Below are 13276 nucleotides of genomic sequence, written 5' to 3' on the forward strand. Positions count from 1 at the left end.
GATTCTACGGTGCATGAAACGGCTCTGATGGCCGCAAGAGGAATCACATGAAACGAATGTTGCAGGCCTTTGCCGCATTTTGGTTGCTGGCCGTGCCCGGTTTTGCGCAAAACTCGCCGGTCGTGGTGGAGCTGTTCACGTCGCAGGGATGCTCGTCCTGCCCCCCGGCGGATGAGTTGATGCATGCGCTGGCCAAGCGCGACGACGTGATCGCACTGGCGCTGCACGTGGACTATTGGGACTACATCGGCTGGAAAGATGAGTTTGCCGATCCGCGCAATGCGGAGCGCCAGCGGGCCTATGCAACGGTTGCCGGCCGGCGGTCGATCTACACGCCCGAAATGATCGTGAACGGTTTGACGGACATCGTCGGCGCGAAGCCTATGCAGATTTCGGAAGCGATTGCGATGCACAAGGAACGGTCGCAGCCCGTCACGCTGTCGCTGACGCGCAGCGGTGATAAGGTACAGATCGAGGCGTCGCGCCTGCAGGGCAATAGCGAGGCGATGGTGGTGCAGATGCTGCGCTACAGGCCTCAGCGCGAGGCGCGGATCACCCGGGGCGAGAATGCGGGCCGGACGATCAAATACGCCAATGTGACCGAGGACTGGAAGGTGCTGGGAGAATGGGACGGCAGAGCGCCGCTGTCCCTCTCGGCCGCTGCGCCCGGGGATGCGCCGGTGGTGGTTTTGATCCAAGCGGCCAAGATGGGCCCTATTCGGGCCGCCGCGCAACTGAAGTGATTTGGTGGAATGGCGTCGGGTGATGTAGTCCAACTGTCGTTACTTGTCTTCATCACGAGGTCAAATTGACCACCAATCCGCCACGCCTTCCGAGACCGTAGGGCGTTGTCACTCGTGAGTGGAAATCGCCTGTACGCGCCATTGTGGCCGGAGCCAACGTGCGACGCGTCTATAACGCACCTCCCGGCAAACCGGCAGAAGCAGACGGGCTGGCGTTCTCGCGGGTTGCGCAGCGCGCGTTGGCGGAACCACTGATACGCAAGCGGACGCCTCAGACCCGCTATCACCCAGACGAGACCGCGAAGCGGGTCTAGAGTCTGAAGGTCAGTCCTCGTCGCTGTCCTGCACCACCAGCAGCAGGTCACCAGAGGCTTCCATTTCCCGGATTTGCGTCACAATCGTCGCCATCGCCTCTTCGCACTCGGCTGCTTTCACCTTCTCGCGCTCGGAGATTTCCTCGCGTAGCTGATCGGCCATACGCCCGGACATATTCTCCAGAATGAAGTCGGCGCTTTCCTTCATACCAGCCGCCTCTGACCCGGCCAGTGCGGTGACCAACACCTCCTGATCCAGCTCGCGAACGACACGCGGGATATCGCGCGGTGCAATCCGCTTGGGGATATTGGCAAAGGTGAAGATCGCCTTGCGCACCAGATCGGCAAAACCCGCGTCTGTTTCGTCCAGCCCTTCCAGTACATCGTCCCGCGTGACGGAGGCTGTTGAGTTCAGGATCGCCCCAACCCGCTCCACCGGGCCATCGTCGAAAGCTTTCATCGGCTCTGCATCAAGCTGGGTTGCAAGTGACAGGCCAATCCGGTCTACCGCGTCGGGGGTCACGGCACTGGTTTGTGATACGGCATACGTAATGCGCCGGGCCTGCGGGCCAGGCAATTTACTCAACAACTCGGCGGCGCGCGACACATCGATTTTTGACAGCAAGACGGCGGCCACTTCGGTGCTTTCATTCTCCAGGACCGGCAGCAGCTTTTCGGTCCCCATGTCACGCAACCGTGCCCATGGGTCGCCATATTGACGAACCCCTGCTTCTTTTCGCAGGCGCGCTGCCGTTTGCTTGGAAATTCGCCCGTCCAGCGAATCGAGCGCGCCTGCGATCCCACCTGGGAAAGACAGACCGATGCTTTCAAGTTCATCGGCGAATTCGGAAACCACGCTGCCCAGCGTGCCACGGTCGACCAGACGCATGGAGCCCATCTGCTTGGTCAACTGCGCCTGAAGTTCCTCGGGCAGATCCTCAAGCGGGATATCTGCCCCTTCGTTCAACAGCAGCCGCACGACGATCGCCGCCTTCGCCTTGCGGCTCAAGGAGACCGGAGCCTTGTTTCCCGTCTCCGGCAAAGCCGGAAACGGAGCCATTGGAACCATATCTGTCATCTTCACCTGCCTGAACTTGATCTCTCTTTGTTCTCGCAGATAAAGGTTAAGGATTGGCTGAAGTCAGTAGTTGTAAGTGGTGCCTGTTGCGATGGCATTGCGCAGCGACGCCTCGGACCAGGTGCCTGCGCCACCGTGGGCACGAATGGCCCGCAATTGCACCATGGCCCCTTTGACATCGCCCGCCTCGACAAGGCCCTGACCCATGTAGGAGCGTGCCAGAATATTGCCCGGGTTCTCGGCAATCGCCTGTTCATAGAACATCATGCCCAGATCGACATTGCCCATCTTGCGGTGGGTGAACCCCATATAGGTCAGGCGCCCGGCATGATCGCGGGGCAATGCCTGCGCGACTGTCTGGGCGTCCTGGTAGCGGCCCGCATACGCCAGCTGGCGCACGGCCAGATAGAGCTGTTCGCTTTCGAGGCTGCTTTCCTGAGCATCCACACAGGTCTTGGTTTTCTTGTCATAGACCTTTGCGCCGTCGCAGCTCACAGTCGGTTTTGGGGGCGGAGCATCGTCGTTGCCCCCATTGGCCATAACGGCGGTGGGCAACAGAAAGGCTGCTGTCAGAAAAATACGCATTTAAGAAATCTCCTTGCACGGGTTAATTACTGTACGCCGATAACAAGGCAGAGGGTCATTTTATGCGATCACAGAAGCGTGATCGCATAAAAAAGTTCAAATCAGGTGGTCGTGGCCACGCAGGATTTGCTGTCGGTGTCATAGACCGTGCCTGCAGCGCAGGACATGGTTATTTCTTCCTTGCCGTAGTTGCACCCGGCGGCAAAAGCCAGGGCGGGGGCAAGCGTGAGGGCCACCGCGGCGGCCAACGTCTTGATCGTCATTGCGGGTCTCCTGTGTTGAATACCCTCCAAGGTAGCAGCGGTTGACGTTTGGTCAACAAAAATGCCGGGTCCGCTCTGGCGATAACGACGCTGTGCCTAGTCCTTGAACACCCGCGCAAAGATCGTGTCGACATGTTTAGTGTGATAACCGAGGTCGAATTTCTCTTCGATCTCCGCAGGGCCGAGCGCCGCTGTTACATCGGGGTCTGCCAGCAGTTCCTCTTTGAAATCCGTGCGATGTTCCCAGACCTTGAGCGCGTTGCGCTGCACGAAGGTGTAGGCGTCCTCGCGGCTGACACCGGCCTGGGTGAGCGCCAGAAGCACGCGCTGGCTCATGACCAGACCGGGGAATTTGTTCATGTTGTCCAGCATGTTATCCGGGAAGATCAACATCTTGTCGATCACGCCCGTGAGTCGGGCGAGGGCAAAGTCGAGCGTGATGGTCGCATCCGGCCCGATCATGCGCTCAACCGAGGAATGCGAGATGTCGCGCTCATGCCAGAGGGCCACATTCTCCATCGCGGGGATCACGGCGGAGCGGACCATGCGCGCCAGCCCGGTCAGATTTTCGGTCAGCACCGGGTTCTTTTTGTGCGGCATGGCCGAGGAGCCCTTTTGGCCCATGGAGAAAAACTCCGCGCCTTCGAGCACTTCGGTGCGCTGCATATGGCGGATCTCGGTCGCGATGTTTTCGATGGAACTGGCCACGACGCCTAGGGCGGCAAAGAAGGCGGCGTGTCGGTCGCGCGGGATCACCTGGGTGGAGATCGGCTCAGGCTCCAATCCCAATTGCTTGCAGACGTGCTCTTCCACCGCCGGGTCGATATTGGCGAAGGTGCCGACGGCCCCCGAGATTGCGCCGGTGGCAATCTCGTCTCGGGCTCTTTCCAGACGGTCCAGATTGCGATCCATCTCAGCATAGAAACGCGCGAAGGTCAGACCCATCGTCGTGGGTTCGGCGTGAATGCCGTGGCTGCGCCCGATGCGCACGGTGTCCTTATGCTCCAGCGCGCGGCGCTTCAGCGCGGCGAGCAGGGCCTTCACGTCCCCAATCAGCAAGTCGGCGGCGCGGGTCAGCTGCACGTTGAAACAGGTATCCAGCACATCCGAAGAGGTCATGCCCTGATGCACGAAACGCGCCTCGTCGCTGCCCACATGTTCGGCCAGATGCGTCAGGAAGGCGATCACATCGTGCTTGGTCACGGCTTCGATCTCGTCGATCCGCGCCACGTCGAATTCCACATCCTTGGCCTTCCAGACGGCCTCGGCATTCTCGCGCGGGATCACGCCCAGATCGGCCATCGCGTCACAGGCATGGGCCTCGATCTCGTACCAGATGCGGAATTTCGTCTCCGGAGACCAGATGGCAACCATGTCAGGACGGGAGTAGCGGGGGATCATCGGCGCACCTTTTCGTATTTGTGTCGGCTCGCCTGCGCTCATAGACTGACGGGCATGGCGCTACAAGACGGGAGCCGGGGTTTATGCGTTTGGTGTGGATCGCTTTGATGTGGCTGTGGCCCGCTCTGGCAGCGGCGGAAACGGTCGTCTGGATCCCGCTGACGGGGGATGAAGTGCAGCAGGCGCTGACGGACCGCAAACTGCAGTATGACAGCGCCTGGCAGGAGTTTCGCGCCTCGGGCCGCACGCTGTATAACGCGGGAGCGGACAGCTGGGGCTATTGGCGCGTGCAGGGCGACCAATACTGCAGCCAATGGCCGCCGTCCGACCTTTGGGCCTGCTATGACATTGCGCGGTCCGGCGACAGGCTGCGCTTTATCGGGACGGGTGGCGACATCACGGATGCGGTCTATGCAGACTGAGGCCGCAGAGCGCGTGCTGGCGGATTTCGAGGGCCAGTGGGACCTGCACCGCCAGATCGAACACCAAGGCGGCCAGACGGCAAAGTTTGTCGGGCAGGCGGTCTGGACACCGGACGGGCACGGCATGATCTACCGTGAGACGGGACGGCTGGAGATGATCGGCGGACCGGTCTTGCAGGCAGAGCGGATGTACCGGTGGCGTGACAATCTGGACGTCAATTTCGACGATGGCCGGTTCTTTCACCGGGTACCTGCGGTGGGGGGCACGGCGCGCCACTGGTGTGACCCCGATAGCTATGTGGTGCAGTATGATTTCACGCGCTGGCCTGCTTTTTCGACGGTCTGGGAGGTGACCGGGCCGAAAAAGGCCTACAGAATGGTCAGCCAATACAGCCGCCGTTAGCGCAACAGGTCTTGCACCGGGCGGGTGGCTGCGGCATTCAGGGGCCAAGCATTCTCAACAGGAGACCTCTTCTCATGCAATTGTCCGCCTCACACTCCGTTCTGGCAGATTACTTCGTGCCCTCGGAAGGCACCGCGCGTCGGATCAAACAGGCTGTGCTTGTCGTTCTGGGTATCGCTTTGGTGACGATCGCCGCGAACATCAAGGTGCCGGTGCCGGGATCGCCGGTGCTGATGAACCTTGGCACCTTTGCCGTGCTCACCATTGGTGCGGCCTATGGGGCGCGGCTCGGCCTGGCGACGATCCTGGGCTACATGATCATCGGCGCGCTGGGATTTGACGTGTTCCAAAGCTCCACCGCCGATCTGAACGGTATCGAATACATGATGGGGGGCACCGGTGGCTATCTGGTTGGCTATGTGATGGCGACTGTTCTGCTGGGCGCGCTGGCACAGCGCGGCTGGGATCGGTCCATGGTGTGGATGGCGGTGGCGATGCTGCTGGGCAATATCCTGCTGTATGTGCCGGGCCTTCTGTGGCTGGGCCAGCTTTACGGTTGGGACAAGCCGATCCTCGCATGGGGTCTGACACCCTTCCTGTTGGGGGATGCGATCAAGCTGGCGCTGGCCGCGCTGATCCTGCCGGCGATCTGGAAAATGGTCGGCACCGCGCGCCGTTAAGCGCACCGCCGCTTTGTTAACATGCGAGGCGCAGCCGATGGCTGCGCCTCATTTCATTCTGGCGCTTGTGGCACGCTGAGCCCGTTACTCCGCCAGTTCGGTGATGACGGTGGAACTGCGCTCCAACGTGCGGTGCACGGGGCATTTGTCGGCAATCTCCAGCAGGCGCGTGCGTTGCTCTGCGTCAAGCTCCCCGGTGAGGGTAATACGCCGTCGCCAGGTGTCGATTTTCTCGCCAACAGCGGTTTCCGCATCCTGGGCGTGCATCTTGTTGTGGCTGACATCGACGGAGACATGGGCCAGTTGCCACCCCTTGCGGCGGGCATACATGCGGATGGTCATGGAGGTGCAAGCCCCCAGACCGGCAGAAAGAAACCCGTAGGGGCTGAGCCCCTTGTTGCTGCCGCCATAGGCCAGCGGTTCATCCGCCAGCAGATGATGCCCGTCCGATGAGGTTATGTCAGTCAGGTATCCATTTGGATCGGCCTCAGATACGCGCAACACACCTTCAGGCGCGCCGGGGGGCGGGGCGGGCGGTTTCAGAGCGATGTAGCGCCGCGCCCAGGTGGCAATGACGTCAGCGGCGTATTCCGCATCCTCGCCACGGGTGACCAGATGATCGGCGCTGTCGAGGGTGACAAAGCTCTTGGGGTGTTTTGCCGCCAGAAAAATCTGGCTGGCGTTGTCGATGGAAACGATTTCGTCCCGCGGAGCATGCAAAACCAGCAGTGCGGCGTTCAGGGCGGCAATCGCGGGCGTCAGCTTTTCCTGCGCGACATCCTCTACGAAACCCTTGCCGATCTGGAAAGGACGCCCCCCCAGCGACACCTCGGCCACGCCTTTCGACATGATCTCGGGCAGGGCGTCAGCGAAGTTGTGTGTGACATGCTCGGTATCAAAGGGCGCACCCAGCGTGGCAACCGCCTTGATCGTGTCGAGCTGCGCGGTGGCCTTCAGCACCGCAGCACCGCCCAGGGAATGACCGATCATCAAGGACGGCGTCATGCCGCGACCTGACAGATAGGCATGGGCGGCAATTAGGTCATCGACGTTGGAGGTGAAGGAGGTGTTGGAAAACTCACCCGCCGAATGCCCCAGCCCGGTGAAATCAAAGCGCAGCACGGCGATTCCCATGGACGCCAGCCGCGCCGCAATACGCCGTGCCGCCGGGATGTCCTTGCCGCAGGTAAAGCAATGCGCAAAGAGTGCCGTCGCCAGATGTGGCCCGTCCGGCAGATCCAGACGCGCGGCCAGTTCCGAGCCGTCATGTCCGGGGAAAGTGATACGTTGAGTGGGCATGGCAGGGCTCCTTTGTCAGGGATCAGAGTGGGGCCATGACAGGACGCATGCAAGGGGTGTGACAGCAGGATCACGGGGAGGTGACGCGCGCGCATTCACAGTGACGGTGTCACATAAAAAAACGCGCCCGAAGCAGAGCGCGTTTCCAGTCAACTATACTGTTGGTTCAGGCTGCCTTGCGGGCCTTGCGCCGTGCTGCAACACCAAATCCACCCATCGCACCGATCAGCAGAAAGGCCGAAGCTGGCAGCGGCACAGCCGGTACGCCATCGCCTTCAACGAAAAGCTTGGATGGGTTACCGTTTGCGGCCGCATAGATCAGGTTGAACTCGCCACCCGTGAAGTTGACGGTGCCGGTTTTCGGCGTTGTGCGGATGCCCGTCGGGTTCGCAAAGCCAATGAGTTCCTCACCGTCATCATAGATGGTGAAGCCATCATCGTGGGTCACGGATGTGTCAAAGGCGTTGGCATAAACTTCGGTGAAGGAAAACAATGTGGTGGTCTGGAACGTCGGGTTGCTCAGACGCAAACCGGCAACCCCAGCGTCCAAGCCGCTGACCGTGCCGGAGTTGAGAGACTCCAGAAAGTCCGAAACGGTTTCCAGATCGATGTCCTTGGGGAAGTTATCGACGAAGAAGTCGAGCGCGCCGGTGTAAACAAACGTGTCCTTGTGCGTATCATCAGCGGCGGCAAAACGCGCGTCAAAGTTTTCGCGGTCAGCACGTGCACCATTACCGGACCCGCCGGCGTTGAAGTTCACAACCTGCACTTCAAAAGTGCCGGACAGCGTCGCAGCCTGCGCATGTGTTGCAAATGTCGTAAGGGAAAGAGCAGCCGCAGCCGCCAGAGCGATGAGTTTCAAACCGTGTCTCCAACTCGTTACTGTTCGACCGTTTGAAGGGCCGATCCAAATGAACATAACCTGAGCCCTGCGAATCTATTTCGCCGAACCCAGAGATTAAAATTTGTCTACAATGGTGCGCGACGGAACGGAAGGGGAATTTTCTGTATCCCGCTGCGAATCCGTCTTTTTCGCCCTCAGCGTGCATAGTACTCCAGCCTATGGCGCATTCTGGTCTTGCTGGGCAAGACCTTAACCATGTTGGGCACAGGCCTCCACCTGGGTTTCCTTGAATCGACCCGATGGGTGAGCTACCATTCGACCCATGGGCATGACGTCAAGTGCGCCCGATCCAGGGCGCCAGAATCCGATCAACCAATCTGACGGAAAAGTCATCAGGCATGTCCACGGTCTCCAGAGATGTGTCGCAAGCGGATTGCCGCGCAGGCAGATATTTGGGCGGTTGGTTTGTGATTTCTCCTTTGCTCCCCGCTTCCCGCAATACTAGAAGCAGGGTGGGATAAAAGAAGCAGTAATCCCTATCCAAAAAACCCAAACTCTGGATGTCACAGATGTGCCGTCAGAGCATTTTCGATCAGGAGAAACGTTATGATGTCGATGTTGAGAACCGCTGCGTTTTGTAGTATTTTCGCGGCGGGTGCCTATGCGCAACCCTATGATATTTCTGATTATGTTTCAGAAATTGGCGTGGAGAATGCGACCACGGCCGTAGTGGTGAAGCGCCTGTCGGACGGACATAAGTGGAGCAGTAACTTTGCCCGGGCCGAGGAACGCTTTCAGCCCGCGTCGACATCGAAAATTCCCCATACGCTGATCGCGCTGGAAAGCGGTTTTGCCACGCCTGAGACCACCTTTGACTGGGATGGCAAGGAACGATTTATCGACAGCTGGAATCAGGACCAGTCGCTGACATCCGCCTATCAGCGATCAGCGGTCTGGGTCTACCAGCACATCACGACCAGCATCGGTGGCGACAAGATGGCAGACTGGTTGCAGGCCCTGGACTACGGCAATGCGGAGATCGGCGATGAAAGCGCGCTCGACAATTACTGGCTGCGCGGCCCGCTTGCGATCAGCGCCGAGGAGCAGGTCGACTTTCTGACCAAACTGGCACAGGAAGACCTGCAGCTCGCGCCCGCGACCTATGTGGACGCGCGCAAGATCATGATGGAGGCGGAAGCCGGTGGCGCGCGACTCTATGCGAAAACCGGTTATAACCTGCGCAGCGGGAAGGAGGATCTGGGATGGTATGTCGGCTGGGTCGAGACGGCGGATGAAACCTATGTCTTTGCGGTCAACATGGATCTGGGTGGCTTTGACGAGGCACCGCAGCGCAAGCTGCTGGCCCGGCACGTGCTTGCGCGGCTCGATATCTTTCCCGCGCCGTAACCGGGTCTAACGCCCATCAACGCCCCATCAAATCGTCGTCGAAGGGGTAGGTGGTCAGGTTCTCGAAACCGTCTTCGGTGATGAGAACCTGATCCTCCAGCTTGATCGAGAAGTCACCGCCCTCCGGGCTGACCAGCGCCTCCACGCAAAGGCACATGCCCGGCTCCAGCGGATAGTCGTAGGCGCCGTCCACTGCCTGGTCGGGATAGGCCACCAACGGCCACTCATCGCACAGACCCACGCCATGCATCAGGCAGCCGTATTTCTGTTTCTGGAACGGTGCATCCAGCACATGGGTACCTGCCGACAACTCCGGGATCATCACGCCGGGTTTCAGCATCTGCATGTTGGTCATGATGTGCTCGACCCCGTGCTGCATGGCATAGATCATGTCGGGGCGCGGTTTTTCATCGCCGATCCACCAGCTGCGCGAGACGTCCGTGCAGATGCCATAGGCCCCCACCAGATCGGTGTCGAAGGAGATGATCTCGTTTCGCTGGCAGACGCGCGGACCGCATTCCTGGAACCACGGGTTGGTGCGCGGTCCCGACGACAGCAGGCGGGTTTCGATCCACTCGCCGCCGCGACGGACGTTTTCGGCATGCAAAATGGCCCAGATGTCATCTTCGCAGGTCACGCCGTCGCCCACATGGGTGCGGGCAAAATCCTCCATCACCCGCATCGCGGCATCGCAGGCGTGGGAAGAACAGCGCATCGCCTTGATTTCGTCTGGGCCCTTCACCGCGCGGGATTTTTCGGTCACCTCTTCACCGTCCATGATGGTGAACCCCTGTGCCTCCAGCGCGCGCAGCCCGTGCAGCATGATCTTATCCGCGGCCAGTTGCCTTAGCCCGGGCGCGTGCTCGGCCAGCAGCACCCGCACTTCATTGGCAAATGCGTCGGCGGCCACGTCCACCTTGTCGCCGCGATCGAAATAAAAGAGATCCGCGCCGGAGCGCTGTTCGCGGACAAGAGGATTGAATTTACTCAGGAAAGGCGCGTTCTTGTAGTCCCACATGACCATATAGCCATCGGCGCAGAGCAACACGGCGCGAAAGGGATTGTGGGTGTTCCAAAGCTGCATATTGGTGCTGTCTGTCGCATAGCGGATGTTGAGCGGGTCGATCATCAGCAACCCGGCATAACCACGGTCAACGATATGCTGCGTCAGCCGTGCGTGCCGATAGGCGCGCATCGCGGCGAGGTTAGGCAATTCCAGCCCCGCATTCGCCCATTCGGCAAAGGCCAGCTGTGTTGGGCCGATCTCCACCCGGTCCATGTCATTTGGGGAGCCATCGCCCAGCGTGGCGCCCCGGTTCGGGTCGATCTTGCGCGTATCGCGGTAATGTTGGTTCATCGCGGACCTCGCGGTATCTGTTTCCACTCAAGCTTGGGCGCAATTTCCGTTGCAGGTTTGCTCGAATGCGACACACCTCATGGTCGTTTTTTGATGACATCATGGCTGTCTCTGACTAAGGCGCTGTTATGGTGGAGATTTTGCAGAAAAAACTGCCGCAGGAGATGCTGGAAGAGCGCGCCTTGCCGGGTGTGCAGCCGCTTGGTGGTGCCGATTGGCTGCGTCTGGACGAGGCGTATGCCGCCCAGATGGCGCATCGTCGGTCGCTGCTCGCGACGCAGCGCGCGGATGTCTATTGGCAGGACGCTGGCGCGCATATCGCTGCGCGGGAGGTGTTGAGTGAGGCTCTCAAGCTGCTGCCGGGTTTGGGTTTCGAGGTTTCAGACACAGAGTGCCGCTGCCCGGACGGGCAGGTCGTCCCATTCGATGACGATGCGCCACTGGTCGCGTTGGGCCAGCTGGTGCAGGAGGACATTTGCATTCTGCAAAAGCGCGGTGACGAACACGTACTAACCGCCGCCTGCCTGTGTTTTCCCGCCAGCTGGCGGCTGAGCGAGAAGGTCGGGCGCCCGTTGATCGGCATCCACGACACGGTGCCGGAATATGACGCAGGCATCGCCCGCCGGGTACAACGCCTGTTTGACGGGGTACAGGTGGGCCGCCCGATGTGGCGCTACAATCGCCTGTGGTATGATGATCCGGACCTGTTTCAGCCCCGCTCGGCCCTGTCGCCCCGCCGGATTGCACCGGGCGAGGTGGAGGCCGCCTACCAACGGGCGGAACGTCAGTGCATCGTACGCATGCCCGAGAGCGGCGCGGTGGTCTTTTCCATTCACAGCTATGTGGTCAAAGCCACGCAAGGGTGATCCGGGCGTCGTGATCGAACGCCCGGACCGCTGTCAGGGGCGCGACCAGTGATCATTCAGAATGACCTGCGGCATGCCATCGGATGTTTTCTGCGGGCTGCGCCCCCGTGCATCGAGGCTGCAGTTGATCTGGCGACGCAGGCAGGAAAACTGCTCTGACCGCACCACATCCACGGGCTGGTCAAATCGGATGGTCATGCGCCAGAACCCCTGCGCGCGCTGGTTTGCCGCCTTCACGACGCCCTGAAAGCGGCGCCCGAGATAACGGCCGGTGACGCGCTGCCCAACTTGCCAGACGGTCTTGGGCGCATCGTCGGCCAGCGCGCAGAGCGTGTTCCAGTCACGGATGCCCCATTGATGTGCGACGGTTTCGAGCGCCATCGAATGCGACATGGGCTGACCGGCCTCGATCAGCCGGGCCCGCAGCCGCCGGGCCTGGGCCTTCAACGCGTCGCGGGAAGGAAGAGGTGTATCCACTTTCATCTCCATTCAGGTCGCAGGAGAGGGCGGGTGTTCGCATTGCCGGCACCGATGCGCGACCCATGGGATCAGAAATCGGAAGGTCCATCGTGGTTTCACCAGAATGCGAACGGCAGGCACCACGCGCCTGCGCCGCCTCTACGCCGGTGCGCGGTCAATGGCAAGACCATTCCGCCTGTCGACCCGCTGGCCTCAACTCAACAGCGCGAGATCCGTCGTCGTTGTCCGGCGCCGTGTTGGCAGCGGGAAGGCAGGCTTGCCCGCCAGCGTCAGGCCTGCGTCCTTGTAGAACTTCGCATTGTCGAACCACCAGCGGTGCGAGTTCAGTACCGTCCGCTGTGGCCCGTCCACATCCTTGAGGTATTGCTCGTGGCTGTAAAGATCGACGTGGTTTTTGTGGATGCCGGGGGGCATGCCACTGCGACCCGCCCGTTTGCGGAACCCGTTGGCGGGGACAGCAGCATTCAGAACATCGTCCAACTGGCTGTAATAATTGGTGAACCGCTTGGACCTATGCGCAAGCAAAAGCGCGCCCCAGGCGCCTTTCCCGAACCACCGACGATCCGCGTCACCCGAGACAAACATCGTCTCGTTCAGCTTCCATGCCCCCGATCCGGGGCCTGCGTCATCGTCGAATTCAGAGAGCGCGCGCAGCACCAGATAGGCCCCCATGGAATGCGCGATCAGATTGACCTTGGGGCGCGGGGACAGCGCCAGCAGGGGCAGGATGCCATCGCGGACGAGGTGTTCCGCTGTCAGCTTGGCGTGGCGTTTGTCGCTGTCATAGGCCGTGACCGTGCCCGCACTGGGCCAGTCGTAAGCGATCAGGGCACCGCGGTAGCCTTCCCCCCGCAACCCGGCCCGTATCTTGTTCATGCGGCCAAGGTTGTCGATCTGGTTGGTGTTGAACCCATGCACGTAGATCGTAATCTCGTTGGTCGTGGCTTCTGCCTTGACTTGGGCCAGCCAGTCGTCCTTGCTGATGATTCCGCCCTGCCATTTCCCGCTCGCGTCCGGACCGCTGGTCAACTGGACATAGCGGGTCACATCGGCGGGATTATTGGTGAAGCGTTTTTTCGAGGCATTATAGGTACGGCGCGAAAAGAACAGGGTCATGCGAAAAATCTCCGTCAA

15 protein-coding genes are annotated in these 13276 nt (G+C 60.5%); 6 read left to right on the top strand and 9 right to left on the bottom strand.

The window, feature by feature from the left end; translation table 11 throughout:
- The first annotated feature begins 47 nt into the window (after positions 1-47).
- On the top strand, positions 48-743 hold the full coding sequence (locus tag Q1A52_RS10720; protein ID WP_300014657.1) for a thioredoxin family protein: 696 nt from the start codon (positions 48-50) through the stop codon (positions 741-743).
- Between the two features lie 324 nt (positions 744-1067).
- On the opposite strand, the gene Q1A52_RS10725 is transcribed toward Q1A52_RS10720, so the two are convergent.
- The 4 genes from Q1A52_RS10725 to purB form a co-directional block, all read right to left on the bottom strand.
- A complete protein-coding gene (locus tag Q1A52_RS10725; protein ID WP_299779085.1) occupies positions 1068-2126 on the bottom strand; it encodes a FliG C-terminal domain-containing protein in 1059 nt (352 codons plus the stop codon).
- Between the two features lie 72 nt (positions 2127-2198).
- A complete protein-coding gene (locus Q1A52_RS10730) occupies positions 2199-2720 on the bottom strand; it encodes a hypothetical protein (RefSeq protein ID WP_300014660.1) in 522 nt (173 codons plus the stop codon).
- A 101-nt stretch (positions 2721-2821) separates the two neighbouring features.
- Complete coding sequence (locus Q1A52_RS10735) at positions 2822-2983, bottom strand: adenylosuccinate lyase (RefSeq protein ID WP_195820718.1); 162 nt, start codon at positions 2981-2983, stop codon at positions 2822-2824.
- A gap of 96 nt (positions 2984-3079) precedes the next feature.
- The gene (gene purB, locus Q1A52_RS10740; protein ID WP_300014663.1) at positions 3080-4384 is read right to left on the bottom strand and encodes an adenylosuccinate lyase; all 1305 of its coding nucleotides are present in this window, start codon (positions 4382-4384) and stop codon (positions 3080-3082) included.
- An 83-nt stretch (positions 4385-4467) separates the two neighbouring features.
- Here purB and Q1A52_RS10745 point away from each other — a divergent pair, with 83 nt between their 5' ends.
- The 3 genes from Q1A52_RS10745 (at position 4468) to Q1A52_RS10755 (ending at position 5889) form a co-directional block, all read left to right on the top strand.
- Positions 4468-4806, top strand: a complete 339-nt coding sequence (locus Q1A52_RS10745; RefSeq protein WP_300014667.1) for a hypothetical protein — start codon at positions 4468-4470, stop codon at positions 4804-4806.
- The gene (locus tag Q1A52_RS10750) at positions 4796-5209 is read left to right on the top strand and encodes a DUF6314 family protein (protein ID WP_300014670.1); all 414 of its coding nucleotides are present in this window, start codon (positions 4796-4798) and stop codon (positions 5207-5209) included. The genes Q1A52_RS10745 and Q1A52_RS10750 overlap by 11 nt, the downstream gene beginning before the upstream one ends.
- A gap of 74 nt (positions 5210-5283) precedes the next feature.
- Positions 5284-5889, top strand: coding sequence for a biotin transporter BioY (locus Q1A52_RS10755; RefSeq protein WP_300014673.1), 606 nt, complete (start codon positions 5284-5286; stop codon positions 5887-5889).
- Positions 5890-5973: 84 nt separating this feature from the next.
- On the opposite strand, the gene Q1A52_RS10760 is transcribed toward Q1A52_RS10755, so the two are convergent.
- Positions 5974-7188 carry an alpha/beta fold hydrolase gene (locus Q1A52_RS10760; protein WP_300014676.1) on the bottom strand — a complete coding sequence of 405 codons (1215 nt, stop codon included), beginning with the start codon at positions 7186-7188 and terminating at the stop codon, positions 5974-5976.
- Between the two features lie 166 nt (positions 7189-7354).
- Complete coding sequence (locus Q1A52_RS10765; RefSeq protein WP_300014679.1) at positions 7355-8050, bottom strand: VPLPA-CTERM sorting domain-containing protein; 696 nt, start codon at positions 8048-8050, stop codon at positions 7355-7357.
- A 591-nt stretch (positions 8051-8641) separates the two neighbouring features.
- On the opposite strand from Q1A52_RS10765, the gene Q1A52_RS10770 reads away from it, so the two are divergent.
- Complete coding sequence (locus Q1A52_RS10770) at positions 8642-9439, top strand: penicillin-binding transpeptidase domain-containing protein (protein WP_300014682.1); 798 nt, start codon at positions 8642-8644, stop codon at positions 9437-9439.
- A gap of 16 nt (positions 9440-9455) precedes the next feature.
- On the opposite strand, the gene dddP is transcribed toward Q1A52_RS10770, so the two are convergent.
- Positions 9456-10796, bottom strand: coding sequence for a dimethylsulfonioproprionate lyase DddP (gene dddP / locus Q1A52_RS10775; RefSeq protein ID WP_300014685.1), 1341 nt, complete (start codon positions 10794-10796; stop codon positions 9456-9458).
- 128 nt (positions 10797-10924) lie between these two features.
- On the opposite strand from dddP, the gene Q1A52_RS10780 reads away from it, so the two are divergent.
- Positions 10925-11662: a DUF3445 domain-containing protein gene (locus Q1A52_RS10780; protein WP_300014688.1), complete on the top strand. Its 738-nt coding sequence runs from the start codon at positions 10925-10927 to the stop codon at positions 11660-11662.
- Between the two features lie 33 nt (positions 11663-11695).
- Here Q1A52_RS10780 and Q1A52_RS10785 read toward each other — a convergent pair whose 3' ends face one another.
- Positions 11696-12139 (bottom strand): glyoxalase superfamily protein, encoded by a 444-nt coding sequence (locus Q1A52_RS10785; RefSeq protein WP_300014691.1) that lies wholly within the window; start codon positions 12137-12139, stop codon positions 11696-11698.
- Positions 12140-12334: 195 nt separating this feature from the next.
- Positions 12335-13258: an alpha/beta fold hydrolase gene (locus Q1A52_RS10790; RefSeq protein WP_300014694.1), complete on the bottom strand. Its 924-nt coding sequence runs from the start codon at positions 13256-13258 to the stop codon at positions 12335-12337.
- Between the last annotated feature and the right edge of the window lie 18 nt (positions 13259-13276).

This window comes from uncultured Roseobacter sp. (assembly GCF_947488185.1).
GTDB lineage: Bacteria > Pseudomonadota > Alphaproteobacteria > Rhodobacterales > Rhodobacteraceae > Roseobacter.